Origin of the sequence: Gordonia sp. ALPHA1B1, assembly GCF_005502615.1 — a bacterium.
GTDB classification, from domain to species: Bacteria; Actinomycetota; Actinomycetes; order Mycobacteriales; family Mycobacteriaceae; genus Gordonia; species Gordonia hongkongensis.
In genome coordinates this window covers 25,659-38,481 of sequence record NZ_SCOC01000042.1, presented here as the reverse complement: position 1 = coordinate 38,481, position 12,823 = coordinate 25,659, and the positions used below count along the sequence as shown (strand labels likewise).

Annotated in this window: 14 protein-coding genes, 1 tRNA gene and 1 pseudogene; 11 read left to right on the top strand and 5 right to left on the bottom strand. The window is 67.2% G+C overall.

Going from position 1 to position 12,823, the window contains the following annotated elements:
- A pseudogene (locus FFS52_RS23790) lies at positions 1-298 on the bottom strand (hypothetical protein); the annotation flags it as partial.
- Between the two features lie 276 nt (positions 299-574).
- Here FFS52_RS23790 and FFS52_RS20460 point away from each other — a divergent pair.
- From FFS52_RS20460 to FFS52_RS20435, 6 genes are all read left to right on the top strand, one after another.
- The gene (locus tag FFS52_RS20460; RefSeq protein WP_065631726.1) at positions 575-931 is read left to right on the top strand and encodes a VOC family protein; all 357 of its coding nucleotides are present in this window, start codon (positions 575-577) and stop codon (positions 929-931) included.
- Positions 928-1,281, top strand: coding sequence for a metalloregulator ArsR/SmtB family transcription factor (locus FFS52_RS20455; protein WP_078113706.1), 354 nt, complete (start codon positions 928-930; stop codon positions 1,279-1,281). Before FFS52_RS20460 ends, FFS52_RS20455 begins: the two co-directional genes overlap by 4 nt.
- Complete coding sequence (locus FFS52_RS20450) at positions 1,271-1,804, top strand: hypothetical protein (protein WP_137810759.1); 534 nt, start codon at positions 1,271-1,273, stop codon at positions 1,802-1,804. The genes FFS52_RS20455 and FFS52_RS20450 overlap by 11 nt, the downstream gene beginning before the upstream one ends.
- 17 nt (positions 1,805-1,821) lie before the next feature.
- Complete coding sequence (locus FFS52_RS20445; RefSeq protein ID WP_137810758.1) at positions 1,822-2,121, top strand: YciI family protein; 300 nt, start codon at positions 1,822-1,824, stop codon at positions 2,119-2,121.
- Positions 2,122-2,271: 150 nt separating this feature from the next.
- The gene (locus tag FFS52_RS20440) at positions 2,272-2,802 is read left to right on the top strand and encodes an excisionase family DNA-binding protein (RefSeq protein WP_137810757.1); all 531 of its coding nucleotides are present in this window, start codon (positions 2,272-2,274) and stop codon (positions 2,800-2,802) included.
- Complete coding sequence (locus FFS52_RS20435) at positions 2,802-3,380, top strand: PIN domain-containing protein (RefSeq protein ID WP_083207433.1); 579 nt, start codon at positions 2,802-2,804, stop codon at positions 3,378-3,380. The genes FFS52_RS20440 and FFS52_RS20435 overlap by 1 nt, the downstream gene beginning before the upstream one ends.
- Before the next feature lie 116 nt (positions 3,381-3,496).
- On the opposite strand, the gene FFS52_RS20430 is transcribed toward FFS52_RS20435, so the two are convergent.
- The 3 genes from FFS52_RS20430 to pgm form a co-directional block, all read right to left on the bottom strand.
- A tRNA-Ala gene (locus FFS52_RS20430) sits at positions 3,497-3,569 on the bottom strand.
- A gap of 114 nt (positions 3,570-3,683) precedes the next feature.
- On the bottom strand, positions 3,684-4,436 hold the full coding sequence (locus FFS52_RS20425) for a DsbA family protein (RefSeq protein ID WP_065631552.1): 753 nt from the start codon (positions 4,434-4,436) through the stop codon (positions 3,684-3,686).
- Positions 4,437-4,528: 92 nt separating this feature from the next.
- A complete protein-coding gene (gene pgm / locus FFS52_RS20420; RefSeq protein WP_068971897.1) occupies positions 4,529-6,172 on the bottom strand; it encodes a phosphoglucomutase (alpha-D-glucose-1,6-bisphosphate-dependent) in 1,644 nt (547 codons plus the stop codon).
- On the opposite strand from pgm, the gene FFS52_RS20415 reads away from it, so the two are divergent.
- Positions 6,171-6,929 (top strand): alpha/beta hydrolase, encoded by a 759-nt coding sequence (locus FFS52_RS20415; protein ID WP_137810756.1) that lies wholly within the window; start codon positions 6,171-6,173, stop codon positions 6,927-6,929. The two genes, pgm and FFS52_RS20415, sit on opposite strands and share 2 nt — an antisense overlap.
- A 2-nt stretch (positions 6,930-6,931) precedes the next feature.
- Here the strand turns inward: FFS52_RS20415 and FFS52_RS20410 are convergent, their stop codons facing one another.
- Positions 6,932-8,713: a long-chain-acyl-CoA synthetase gene (locus FFS52_RS20410; RefSeq protein ID WP_068971873.1), complete on the bottom strand. Its 1,782-nt coding sequence runs from the start codon at positions 8,711-8,713 to the stop codon at positions 6,932-6,934.
- 189 nt (positions 8,714-8,902) lie between these two features.
- Between FFS52_RS20410 and FFS52_RS20405 the strand changes: the two genes are divergently transcribed.
- From FFS52_RS20405 to FFS52_RS20390, 4 genes are read left to right on the top strand one after another with little or no spacing between them, the layout of a single operon-like run.
- Positions 8,903-10,138, top strand: a complete 1,236-nt coding sequence (locus tag FFS52_RS20405) for a CaiB/BaiF CoA-transferase family protein (RefSeq protein ID WP_068971896.1) — start codon at positions 8,903-8,905, stop codon at positions 10,136-10,138.
- 20 nt (positions 10,139-10,158) lie between these two features.
- Positions 10,159-10,998, top strand: coding sequence for an ABC transporter ATP-binding protein (locus tag FFS52_RS20400; RefSeq protein WP_065631555.1), 840 nt, complete (start codon positions 10,159-10,161; stop codon positions 10,996-10,998).
- Positions 10,995-12,131, top strand: coding sequence for an ABC transporter permease (locus FFS52_RS20395; protein ID WP_068971872.1), 1,137 nt, complete (start codon positions 10,995-10,997; stop codon positions 12,129-12,131). The genes FFS52_RS20400 and FFS52_RS20395 overlap by 4 nt, the downstream gene beginning before the upstream one ends.
- Positions 12,128-12,769 (top strand): class I SAM-dependent methyltransferase, encoded by a 642-nt coding sequence (locus FFS52_RS20390; protein WP_068971871.1) that lies wholly within the window; start codon positions 12,128-12,130, stop codon positions 12,767-12,769. Before FFS52_RS20395 ends, FFS52_RS20390 begins: the two co-directional genes overlap by 4 nt.
- The last annotated feature ends 54 nt before the right edge of the window (positions 12,770-12,823 follow it).

The following is a 12,823-nucleotide window of genomic DNA, read 5'->3' as shown; positions in this document are numbered from 1 at the left end:
CTGGGCCTTCAGTTCCGGGTCGACACGACGAACACAGGGTGGGGACTTTTATCTGGCCACCAGCGGGGACCTCGACCTGGCCACCAGTGGGGACTTTCTCATGGCCATGGACAAACGGGACCCACCGCGTTCCTGCCCATTTCTCCACTGCCACGAACAACGTCGCATCCCCACCGCGCGGCAGGCTGACCCATAGTCGAGCACTCATCGGTCCGGAGAGTTCGAGATGAGAATCGATGGCAAGGTCGTAGGCCAGCCCGGCCCCGCGCAGGTCGAGAACCGACGAACCACTCGCCACGCCTCCCCCGGTGACCCGGGTCAGACGATCACCGTCGGCGAGTAGCAGTTCGGTCCACGTGGTCGCCGCCGGCGGCCACTCATGTTCCTCGCGTACATCGGTGACCTCGGTCCGCGACCCCCGGACTTCGAAACGACCTCCGACGACAGTGCGACACCCATGGCTGGACTCTAGGGCACAGGCCGAGACCGGTCATGGCTCTCCACACCCTTGCGTGTTCCGTCAGCAATCGCTAACGTTAGCCATTACCGACACATACCGGCACAAGGAGTCCTCATGGGAGCACCAGTCGCATTCTTCGAGATCACCTCGCATGACCCCACCCGTCTCACCGCGTTCTATCGCGATCTGTTCGGCTGGACCATCGACGACAGTTCCGGCCCGGAATACTCGCTTGTCGACACCGGCGCAGGTGACGGCGCCGTCTCCGGCGGCATCGGCGCCGTGTCCGAACCCGGCGGGACCAGCGGGGTGAGTGTCTACATGCGCGTCGACGATCTGCAGGCGTCCCTCGACCGGGCCGAGACGCTCGGTGGCAAGGCACTCGTGCCGCCCACGGACCTCCCGGATGGGTACGGCAGATTCGCGATGTTCGCCGACCCCGACGGCAACTCGATCGGACTCTGGGCGTGACCGACAAGTCCCCAGGCGTCGACGAGGCCCTGCGCGCGATGGCGGAGCCCCGCCGCCGCGCCATCCTCGAACTCGTCTCCGGCGAGGAGCTGTCCGCGGGCGACATCGCCGCCCGGTTCGACGTCAGCCGCACCGCGATCTCTCAGCACATCACGGTGTTGAAAGACGCCGGGTTGCTGGCCGAACGCCGCGAGGGGACCCGACGCATCTACCGCGCCCGACCCGAGGGCATCGACCGACTACGCGACCTGCTCGACGACATGTGGGCGTCATCTCTCGACGTCGCGCGGCAACTGGTCGAGGCCGAACGCGGACTGACCGACGCCGACGAGGTGAACCGTGCCGGGTGAACGCGAGGTCGCCGACGCCGGAAGTCGCGATGGCGGTGCCGTTCTCCCGCTCCGACGGCCGCCGATACGTCAATCCACCACCGTCCGTAGCGATCTCGACCACGTCTTCACCACCATTGTCCGGACCATCGGGGTCTGGTGGCCGCTGCAGCCGATGTCGATCGGCGGGGACCGGGCACGGACGGTGACCATCGACGAGTTCACCGGCGGCCGGGTCTATGAGACCTGGGACGACGGCACGACCGCCGAATGGGGTCGATTGGCGGTGTGGGAACCCCCGAGTCGGTTCGTCATGTCGTGGCTGAACACTCCCGAGCCGACCGAGGTCGAGCTGTCGTTCACCTCGCTCGGTCCGGCTCTGACGCGGGTGTCCGTGGAACACCGCGGCTGGGAGCATCTGAGCGAGGAACAGCTTCGCGAAGACTGCGCCGCGCCAGGCGGTTACAGCTCCGGCGCGTATTCCGGCGGCTGGGCCGCCGCCCTGGCGGCCTGCGTCGACGTCATCGAATCGACCCACCCCTGAAGAGAGAGCGTCAGAACATGACCCACTTCGTGTACAAACTCGTCCCGCCGCGTCCCACCTTCGGTCCCGGCGACATGTCCGACGACGAGGCCGCCATCATGGGCCGCCACGGCGCGTACTGGTCGGGGCTGCTCGCCGACGGCACCGCCGTGATCTTCGGTCCCGTCCTCGACCCGGCCGGCAACTGGGGCCTGGGCGTGGTGCGCGCCGACTCCGAGGACGATGTCCGGGCCATCAGCGCCGCCGACCCGGCCGTCACCTCGGGCCTCGCCCGCGTCGAGATCCTCCCCATGCCCGTGGGCATCGGGCACGACTGACCGGACCCGTTCGACGACGAAGGCCGTTCCGACATCGGTCGGAACGGGCTTCGTTCGGTGGAGCCAGGGGGACTCGAACCGCTGACCCCAAGCTGCCAATACAGCCACCAAGGGATTGCGGATATTTCGATTAGTCGGCAAACTTGTCAGATGAGCCCGACTACCGCACCGCGCAGAACAGGAACATTCTTCCCCCCGACCGACGCCCCCGACCTCGACGCCCTCATGGATTTGTCGCGGTTCCTCGATCACCACCACGAGCCCGCCGCGCTCGTCGGGCCCGACGGTGAAGAAGTTCCTCTCCCACTCGAGGTCTATCGGACGCTGACACAGATCGTGGATGCGATGCGCGCGCACCGCGCGGTCGTTGTCGCTCCGGTCGACCAGAAACTCTCGACGCAGGAGTCGGCCGACTACCTCGGCATCAGCCGCCCTACTCTCATCAAACTGCTGGAGAGCGGCAGAATCCCCTTCGAGACCGTAGAAGGCAGCCGACACCGGCGCGTGAAGTTGGGCGATCTACTCGAGTATCAGTCACAGCGCGCAATCGAGCGGCGCGGGGCACTGCAAGCTCTCGTCGATGACGCCGAAGACAGCGGTCTGTACGACGTGCCCGCCGAGGACTACCGGGAAGCCATGCGCACATCTCGCCGCGAGATTGCCGAGGAGCGCAAGCGGTAGTGGCGGGGTTTCGCGTGATGCTCGACGCGTGTGTCCTGGTGCCGATCCACAAGGCCGATCTGCTGCTCACCTTCGCCGAGCACCGGGCGTTCTACCCTCTGTGGAGCAACCGCATCATGGACGAGACGGTGCGCGGTATCAATCGGGCGACAAAAGGACGAGTCTCAGAGACGACCGCACGCTTGCGGGTCGATGCAATGAACGATGCCTTCGAGGACGCGTGCGTCGAAGGCTGGGAACCACTTGAAACGGCAATCTCAGGAATGCCCGATCCCGACGACCGACACGTTGTCGCAGCCGCCGTGAGAGGCCACGCGGCCGCGATCGTCACCGACAACATCCAGCATTTTCCCAAAGCAGTTGTGGAGCCGCTGGGGCTGCACATACGCAGCTCCGACCAGTTCCTGTTGGACCTACTCCACCGCAATCCGGCGCGTGCGGTGGCCTCTGTAGCCCAAACCGCCGACAAGCGTCGTCGCCCACCGGTGACCACCGAACAGTTCCTCGATGCTCTCGCAGCCTCTGGCACAACCGATTTCGTCAGGGATATCGCACCCTACTTCGAATCCGGTAGCTAGAACACGTCGCCGCCTCCGTAGAGCGCCTAGCTGTCACTACGCAACTCGGTTCGACAGGCTCTATCCCACCAACGACGAAGCCCGTTCCGACATCAGTCGGAACGGGCTTCGTTCGGTGGAGCTAAGGGGACTCGAACCCCTGACCCCCACACTGCCAGTGTGGTGCGCTACCAGCTGCGCCATAGCCCCGTATTTTGTTGTTCCGCCCTGTTCAAGGGCACTGGCGAAGTTACACCATCTCGGCGATACCAGCCAAATCGCCAGGACGCCGACCCGATCGGTGTCGAGTCGGCGTCACGCGACTCAGGAGTTGCCACCACCCAGGATGCTGTCGAGCCAACCGGTGCCCTCGAGGACGCCGTTGACGGGTTCGCCGTCGTGCAGCACGGTCGGGGTGCCGACCTGGCCGCCGGTCGCCTTCGACAGTTCGTCGGTCGACTTCTGCGCGTTCTCCTCGGCCTGGGCGACCTTCGCATTGTCGGTGATGCACGTGGCGGTGGCCGGCGTCGCGCCCTGCTCGGTGGCGAGACGCGCGAGCTCGGGGCTGGTGATGTTGCCGGTGCCGTCCTCGGGCGGCTGGGCGGCGAACAGCGCGCTGTGGAATCGCAGGAACAGATCGGTGTTCTGCTCGTCGGCCACGCAGGTCAGCGCACCGGCAGCCCGCGAGCTGTAGTCACCGGTCGCCGACCGCGAGTTCAAGAAGTGCAGCGTGTGGTAGCGCACGCGGAGTTTGCCCTCGGTGACGGCCTTGGTGATGGCCGGTCCGGACTGCTGCTCGAACACCTTGCACACCGGACACATCGGGTCTTCGAAGACGTCGATGAGCGGAGCGGTCTCGGGACCGACGATCATCGTCGAACTCGACGCCAGCGCGGCTTGATCGGTGTCACCCTGATCGCGTCCGCTCCACCAGATCCCGCCGATCACGAGGCCCGCGATCACCAGGACCGCGATGCCGCCGAGCACGTAGGTCATCGTGTTCGACGGCGCGCTCGGCTGATACTTCGAGTTGGTGGTGCGGGGCACCGATGCTCCCGGCTTGCGCTTCTTGCTCACATTCCGACAATAACGGCGCCGCGCTGAAAATTGTCTGAGGGAACGTCCGGCCGGACCGGGGCGGTGACCACCACCGCCGTCCCGCTACTCGCTCACGCCCCCAGCGCCGCGTCGACGACGTGCTGCGCCTCGCTCTGCACCTGCGCGAGATGGTCTGCGCCCTTGAAGGATTCGGCGTAGATCTTGTAGACGTCTTCGGTCCCCGAGGGACGAGCCGCGAACCAGGCGTTCTCCGTCGTGACCTTCAGGCCGCCGATCGGGGCGCCGTTGCCCGGTGCGGTCGTCATGATCGCCGAGATGGGTTCGCCCGCCAGTTCCGTCGCCGTCACCTGCTCCGGCGACAGCTTCGACAGCACCGCCTTCTGCTCCCGGCTGGCCGGCGCGTCGATCCGCGCGTACGCCGTCGTCCCGTACTCCTCGGCGAGTTCGGCGTAGCGCTGCGACGGCGACTTGCCCGTCACCGCGAGGATCTCCGACGCCAGCAGCGCCATGATGATGCCGTCCTTGTCGGTCGACCACGGGCTGCCGTCGAAGGTCAGGAACGACGCCCCGGCGCTCTCCTCACCACCGAAGGCGACGCGACCGTTCAGCAGGCCGTCGACGAACCACTTGAAGCCGACGGGAACCTCGAGCAGCGGTCGTCCGATCCCGGCGACCACCCGGTCGATCAGCGACGACGACACGAGCGTCTTGCCGACGGCCGCCGACTCCGACCACTGCGGCCGGTGCGTGAAGAGGTAGTCGATCGCGACGGCCAGGTAGTGGTTGGGGTTCATCAGACCGGCGTCGGGCGTGACGATGCCGTGCCGGTCCGAGTCGGCGTCGTTGCCGGTCGCGATGTCGTAGGAATCACGGGAGGAGATGAGCGAGGCCATCGCGTTGGCCGACGAACAGTCCATCCGGATCTTGCCGTCGGTGTCGAGCGTCATGAACGAGAACGTCGGGTCCACCGTCGGATTAACGACCGTCAGATGTTCGAGGTTGTATCGGAGGCCCAGCAGCGCCCAATAGCCGACGGACGCGCCGCCGAGCGGGTCGGCGCCGATGTGGATGCCGGCATCGCGGATCGCCCGCATGTCGACCACATCGCCGAGTCCGTCGATGTAGTTGAGGAGGAACGAGTAGTCGTGCACGAACTCGCTGCCGCGCGCACGCTCGAACGGGATGCGCGCGACACCGTCGAGCTTCTGCTCGAGCAGTTCGTTCGCCCGCGCCGCGACGACCGAGGTGATCGAGGTGTCTGCGGGACCGCCGGTCGGCGGGTTGTACTTGAATCCGCCGTCCCGCGGCGGATTGTGTGACGGCGTCACGACGATGCCGTCGGACAGCACCCCCGGGTTGTCCTGGTTGAACATGAGGATGGCGCGGCTGACCGCCGGCGTGGGTGTGAACGAGTCGCTCTCGGCGGTGTAGACGGTGATCTCGTTGGCCGCGAGCACCTCGAGTGCGGTGCGCCAGGCGGGGACCGAGAGAGCGTGGGTGTCGAACCCGATGAACAGCGGACCAGAGATCCCGGCGGAGCGGCGGTAGTCGACGATCGCCTGCGTCGTCGCGAGGATGTGGGCCTCGTTGAACGCGTTGTCGAAGCTCGATCCGCGATGCCCCGACGTCCCGAACACGACCTGCTGCAACGGGTCCGACGGGTCGGGTGTGTTGTCGTAATAGGCACGCGCCAGGGCGTCCACGTCGACGAGGTCTTCGGGCAGGGCCAAGGTACCAGCGCGAGGATGTGCCATGACCGCGATTGTGCCACTCCACACGCCGTTCGCCCGGTCGACGAACCGATCCGTCCGGACCCGGATACCGAATCGCTACGGTGGGACGATCGTCGACGTCGCATCGAAGGGGCCTGCACACATGCTGATCGCCGGATTGTCGGGACTGCTGTCCCCCGGACGCCGATCCCCCAGCCTGCTCGTGCTCGTCCTGCCGGGCGGCACGGACAACAGCCACAAACCGTTCAGTCCCTGGCAGCCGTCCGCCCTGCGCATGTACCCGTTCACCTGGTCGCTGCGACTGCGATTCGGCCGGTCGGTGCGCGTCCACCAGGTCGGCTACCGCGTGTACGGCTGGAACGGCGACGACAACTCGCCTCTGCTCCCCGCCCGTGCGGCACTCGACGAGATCTGCCGACGGCACCCGGGCGTGCCGGTGGTCGCGATCGGACACTCGATGGGCGGACGCGTGGCCGCCCATCTCGCCGCCGACCGCCGGGTCATCGGCGTCCTCGGCCTGGCGCCGTGGTGGCAGTTCGCCGACTGGCGACACATCCAGCCCGGCGCGCGGGTCGTCGCGGTGCACGGCGACGCCGACACGCGCACGCTCGCGAAACGGACCCGCAAGGGCATCGACGAGCTCTCGGCACTCGGAATCGACGCCGAGTTCATCCCGGTCCCCGGCGGCGGTCACGCCATGCTCGATCACATCGGGCTCTGGCAGCGCAGCGCGCTCGACTTCGTCGGCGAGCGCCTGTCCGCGCTGCGCGGTGCCTGACCTCAGCGCGTCGGCCGGCCGGCCAACTCCTCGACGAACTCCGGATAGAACTCGACGTATTTCTCCCCGACGAGCACGTAGAGCGGATCGTCGCCGGTCTGCCCGTAGGCCTGCTTGCGGAGTTCGGTGCGCATGTTCTTGAACGTCGAGGTGTGTTCCAGCGCCTCGACGATCCGGACGAACAGCGGCACGGCGTACGCGGGCAGACCGTCGCGAACGTGTCGGGCGAGACCGTCGGCGTCGAAGGTCTCGCCGTCGCGCAGGCTCACCGCCGCCATGCCGGCCTTGCCGTCGACCCCCGGAACGGGCACACCGAACACGACCGCCTCCTCGACGGCGGGGTGCGCGTCGAGCACCGCCTCGACCTCGGTGGTGGCCACGTTCTCGCCCTTCCAGCGGAAGGTGTCACCGATGCGGTCGACGAAGCCGATGTGCGAGAAGCCCTGATCGCGGACGACGTCGCCGCTGTTGAACCACTTGTCGCCCTTGCGCTTCGCGTCGCGGACGATCTTTCGTTCGGTCGCGGCCGGGTCGGTGTAACCGTCGAACGGTACCCGTGAATTGATCTGCGCGAGAAGCAATCCGGTACCACCCTTCCCGACCGGCCGCACCCGCCCGTCGGGACCGCGCAGTGGCTCGCCGGTCTCGTCGTCGTATTCGACGATCGTGTACGGCAACGGCGAGAACCCGGCCGTCTTGGACAAGCCGAAGACGTTGATGAAACCGATGTTCGCCTCGCTCGCCGCATACAACTCGACGACGCGGTCGATACCGAACCGCTCGGTGAAGGCATCCCAGATGTCCGGGCGCAGACCGTTGCCGACGGCGAGCCGGAGGCGGTGCGCGCGATCGGTCGGCTTCGGCGGCTGCGCGAGGAGATAGCGGCACAGCTCACCGATGCAGGCGAACGCGGTGGCGTTGTTCTCGATGATCTCGTCGATGAACTTCGACGCCGAGAACTGCTTGCCGATGGCCAGGCAGGCGCCCGATGCGAGGACCGACGAGACCGAGATCGTGAGAGCGTTGTTGTGGTAGAAGGGCAACGCCGTGTACATGACGTCGTCGCCGCGCAGACGGATTCCCAACCCGCCGATGCCGTTCATCGCCACCAGCCAGCGGTAATGACTCATCTTGCTGGCCTTCGGGTAACCCGTTGTGCCCGAGGTAAAGATGTAGATCGCGGTCGACCCGACCTCGATCGAGTCGGTGACCGGCCGGTCGAGCGGTGAGCAGCGCGCGGTCAGTGTGGCGAGTTCGGCGAAGGTGAACTCCTTCTCCGGTCGGCATCCGGTCGGCACCGATTCCAGCGCCTCCAGCAGATCGGACTGATAGAGAACCACTTTCGGCTCGATGAGTCCGAGACTGTGTTCCAGCACCGCGCCGCGCTGATTGAAGTTGAGCATTCCGCAGATCGCCCCGATCTTGACGATCGCGAACATCGCGATGACGACATCGGGGTGATTACGCGAGAGCACCGCGACCACGTCATCGCGCCCGACACCCTCGCGAGTGAGGAGATCCGCGAGCCGGTTGGCCCGAGCATTGGCCTCGCGGTAGGTGATCGACGCACCCTCGAACCGGAGGAAGTCCCGGTCGGGGTACTTCTGCGCACTCTGCTGGAACCGCTTGCCGATGGACATCTTCGTGGTCGGCGGTGTGGGCAGCATCGCCGGTAGGGTCCGCAGGATCGTGCCAGCGTCACGACGCAACGACGCGACTCCCGACACCATGTCCGCCAACCGGATGTCCGGCAGCAGTCCCGTGCCCGGCGCCTGATCAACCATGTTCTGCCCGCCCCTTCGGTGTGTTCGACGACACACACCCTAGCGTCGGCTCGTACTCATTGACACATCGGGGTTGATTTGTTTCAAACGTTCCGAGTGTGTCGAGCCAGCAGGCGAGACCGCACCGCGATCGGCCGGCCACCCGGGCCGACCCTTGGCGCACGCCGGGTGACCGGCCACACTGTCTGGATGACCGACACCTCGCCGAGACCGATGAGCGACCGTCCCGCCGGCCCGCTCGACGGCGTCACCGTCCTCGAACTGGGCACGCTCATCGCCGGACCACACGCGGCACGGCTGTTGGGTGACATGGGCGCGGACGTCATCAAGATCGAACCGCCCGGCAAGCCCGATCCGATCCGCACCTGGGGACAGGCGGAGGTCGACGGTCACCGCTTCTATTGGACGGTGCACGGCCGCAACAAGAAGGCGGTGACCCTCGATCTGCGGGCGGACCGAGGGCGCGAGCTGTTCCTCGATCTCGTCGAACGGGCCGACATCATCGTCGAGAATTTCCGTCCCGGGACGCTCGAGCGGCTCGGCATCGGCCCGGATGTACTGTCCGCTCGCAACCCGGGCATCGTCGTGGTGCGGGTCTCGGGCTACGGCCAGACCGGCCCGGATTCGACACGAGCCGGGTACGCCTCCGTCGCCGAGGCCGCCAGCGGTCTGCGGTATCTCAACGGCTACCCCGGACAGCTCCCGCCCCGGCTGGCGCTGTCACTCGGCGACACCCTGGCCGGTATGTTCGCCGCGCAGGGCGCCCTCGCGGCACTGTACCGGCGTTCGGTGACCGGCGAGGGGCAGGTCGTCGACACCTCCCTCATCGAATCGTGTGTCGCCGTGCAGGAATCGGCCATCGCGGACTACGACGCAGGTGGCGTCGTCCGCGGCCCGTCGGGCACCCGGCTCGACGGCATCGCACCGTCGAACCTCTACCCGACCAGCGCGGGCACTCACGTCATCATCGCCGCCAACCAGGATTCGGTGTTCGCCCGGCTGTGCGCGGCGATGGGACAACCCGAGCTCGCGACCGACGACCGCTTCGTCGATCACGCCGCGCGCGGACGCAACCAGGACGAGCTCGACGATTTGATCGGCGAATGGTCGCGGCAGTACACACCGGAGAAGCTGACCGAAGTACTCGGTGCCGCGGGAGTCGTTGTCGGACCGGTGAACTCCGTCGCCGAGGTGGTCGCCGACCCGCATCTACAGGCACGGGGGATGATCGCCGAACACTACGACGAGCGTGCGCACCGCACCGTCCTCGGTCCCGGCGTCGTGCCACAGTTCAGCGACACCCCCGGTGGCATCCGCAACGCCGGTCCCCCCGCCCCCGGTTGCGACAACGAGGCCGTCTACGGCGGATTGCTCGGGCTGCCCGAAGACGAGATCGCGGCGTTGCGGACGGCCGGGGTCATCTGACACTCGGCTACGGTCGAGCCATGTCACTGGTCGCGACCGGGCTCTCGCGCACCTTCGGCCGGCACACGGCCGTCGCCGATGCGAGCCTCGAACTCGGATCCGGCAGGATCACCGGGCTCGTGGGGCCCAACGGGGCGGGCAAGACCACCCTGCTCCTGCTTCTCGCCGGCCTGCTCGCCCCCGACACCGGTGCGATCGTGGTCGACGACGCGCCGGCGAAGCCGGCGGACATGCGTCGACTGACGGGGTGGATGCCGGACATCTTCGGCACCTGGGAAAGCCTCACGACGCACGAGATCCTGACGACCTTCGCCAAGCTGTACGGAATGCCCACCACCCAGGCGCGGCAACGCGCCGCCGAACTGCTCGAGTCGGTCCATCTCACCGATTTCGCGACACGGCCGGCGCACGAGCTGTCGCGCGGCCAGAAACAGCGCCTCGGCTTCGCCCGAGCCCTGGTGCACCGGCCCCGGATTCTGCTGCTCGACGAGCCGGCATCCGGAATGGACCCGCGGTCACGGATGGAGCTGCGCGGCCACTTGCGCCGCCTCGCCGACGACGGGTGCGCCATCCTGGTGTCCTCGCACATCCTCTCCGAGCTGGAGGAGATGGTCGACGACGTCGTGCTGATGACCGGGGGCCGAACCCGCACACCGCACGGTGCGGCCGGCGGGGTGTGGCGGATCCGGCTCGTCGGGCAGCCGCCCGGGCAGGCGCGGGAAGTTCGCTTCGACGACGAGTCCGCTGCCGCGCGGCACCTCGCGCAGGTGGTGTCGTCCGGTGCGGCGGTCAGCGAATTCGCTCCTGTGTCCTCCGGCATCGAAGATGCCTACCTCGCACTCGACCCGGAGCGCCGATGACCACCGAGACGCACGAAGCAGATGTCTCGCCGCGGGCCCGATTCTCGTCGTGGTGGCGGATGGTCGGGGTCATCGTCGAACTCGAACTCCGCCAACGGCTACGGACGACGAGATGGAAGGCCACGCTCGTCGTCGCCTTCGTCGTGACCTCCCTCGCCGTCTTCGGATCGATGTACCTGGCCGTCGGGGCATTCGGCGGCACCTACGCCGGGTGGGCGTCGAATCTGTACGGGCTCCTGATCGGATTCCTGGTGCTACTCGGGATCATCGTGGCCCCAACCCTGGCGGCGACCACGATCAACGGTGACCGCAAGGACGCGACCCTGGCCGTGGTGCAGGACACCGCGATCAGCAATTGGCAACTCGCACTCGGCAAGCTCATCGGCAGTTGGGTGGCGGGGATGGCCTTGGTCGCCGTCGCCGCACCGTATGTGATCTGGGGCTTGGTCGAAGCGCCCCAGCCGATCTGGCGCGGGGTGGTCGGCGCGGTCGTCCTCGCGCTCGTCTTCGCTTGCTACGCGGGGATCGGACTCGGGTTCTCCGCGGTGACGGCGCGACCGGCAGGGTCCGCGGTGCTGACGCAAGCCGCCGTCTTCTTCCTCCTGCTCGGCCTGCCGGTGGTGTTCGGCCTGCTGTATCCGACAGTCGCGCAGACGCATTCGGTGGTCCGCACCGACACGACGGTGACCGATCCATCGAGCCCGACGCCCACCTGGACGTGTCGCGAGGTCACCCGAGGAGAGGAATTCCACCACCACGAACGCATCTGGTGGCTCCTCGCCCCGAACCCGTTCTTCATCGTGGCCGACGCCGTCTCCTCGCCGCCGCAGAACCCGATGAGGACCTCCGACAGCACGGCAGCCCAGGAGATCGCACGGACTCTGTCGGCAGTCCGGGCGGGTCCGTACATCGGCCCGCGGACATGTGCCGACATCTCCTACGGTTACAGCGACGGGAGCGACCCCACCGGCCATCGCGCCCGTGAAGCAGCACATGAGACGTCCGAGATGGGCCACTCGTGGTACGTCGGCCTGGGGATCTATCTGGCGCTCGGCGGACTCGGATACGGTGCCGCGGCACGTCGTCTGCGGATCCCTGCGGGCAAGCTGCCGCGCGGAGTCCGGATCGCATGAGTGCCGGCGACGACTCTGCCGGGTATCAGCCCGGTTACGACGCCCTCGCCGACCTGTACGCCGAGACATTCCCCTCGCCGTTCTCGAACGCGCTGCAGCGCCGTGTGATCGAGTCCTTCGTCGACCACGTTCGCGGGAGCGGGATCCCCGGGACCGTGCTGGACGTGGGTTGCGGACCGGGCGGTGTGACGGCGGAATTGGCTTCCGCCGGTCTCGATGTGATCGGCGTCGATCCGAGCGCCGAGATGCTGCGGATCGCGAGATCGTCGCATGCCGACCTACGCTTCGTTCTCGACGACGCGCATTTGACCTCGACGGAGCTCGACGACATCGACGTCGCCGCAATCGTGGCGCGCTTCAGCCTGATCCATGTGCCACCCGCGTCCGTTCCCGGCATTCTCGACGGCTGGGCCGGTCGGATGCCCACCGGCGGCGGCGTGCTGGTCGCCGGGCAGACGATCGACACCGACGAGATCGTCGAATTCGATCATCGGGTGGCGCCCGCCTGGCGTTGGCACCCGGATCGGATGGCGGCGGCCCTGGCCGACGCTGGTTTCGACGAGGAGTGGCGCACGGTGAAGCGTGCCGACGACACCCACCGCTTCGCCGAGTTCCATCTCCTCGCGATACGCCGATGACGCTGCTCCCGGGCACGTAGCCCCCGAACTAGAAAGTTCGGCGAACCGAAACTA

Excerpts from the sequence above, each read along its gene's own strand:
- FFS52_RS20460 (WP_065631726.1), top strand. The coding sequence starts at position 575 with ATGGGAGCACCAGTCGCATTCTTCGAGATCACCTCGCATGACCCCACC.
- FFS52_RS20400 (WP_065631555.1), top strand. The coding sequence starts at position 10,159 with ATGTCACTGGTCGCGACCGGGCTCTCGCGCACCTTCGGCCGGCACACG.
- FFS52_RS20410 (WP_068971873.1), bottom strand. The coding sequence starts at position 8,713 with ATGGTTGATCAGGCGCCGGGCACGGGACTGCTGCCGGACATCCGGTTG.
- FFS52_RS20440 (WP_137810757.1), top strand. The coding sequence starts at position 2,272 with ATGAGCCCGACTACCGCACCGCGCAGAACAGGAACATTCTTCCCCCCG.
- FFS52_RS20415 (WP_137810756.1), top strand. The coding sequence starts at position 6,171 with ATGACCGCGATTGTGCCACTCCACACGCCGTTCGCCCGGTCGACGAAC.
- FFS52_RS20395 (WP_068971872.1), top strand. The coding sequence starts at position 10,995 with ATGACCACCGAGACGCACGAAGCAGATGTCTCGCCGCGGGCCCGATTC.
- FFS52_RS20405 (WP_068971896.1), top strand. The coding sequence starts at position 8,903 with ATGACCGACACCTCGCCGAGACCGATGAGCGACCGTCCCGCCGGCCCG.
- FFS52_RS20445 (WP_137810758.1), top strand. The coding sequence starts at position 1,822 with ATGACCCACTTCGTGTACAAACTCGTCCCGCCGCGTCCCACCTTCGGT.
- FFS52_RS20390 (WP_068971871.1), top strand. The coding sequence starts at position 12,128 with ATGAGTGCCGGCGACGACTCTGCCGGGTATCAGCCCGGTTACGACGCC.
- pgm (WP_068971897.1), bottom strand. The coding sequence starts at position 6,172 with ATGGCACATCCTCGCGCTGGTACCTTGGCCCTGCCCGAAGACCTCGTC.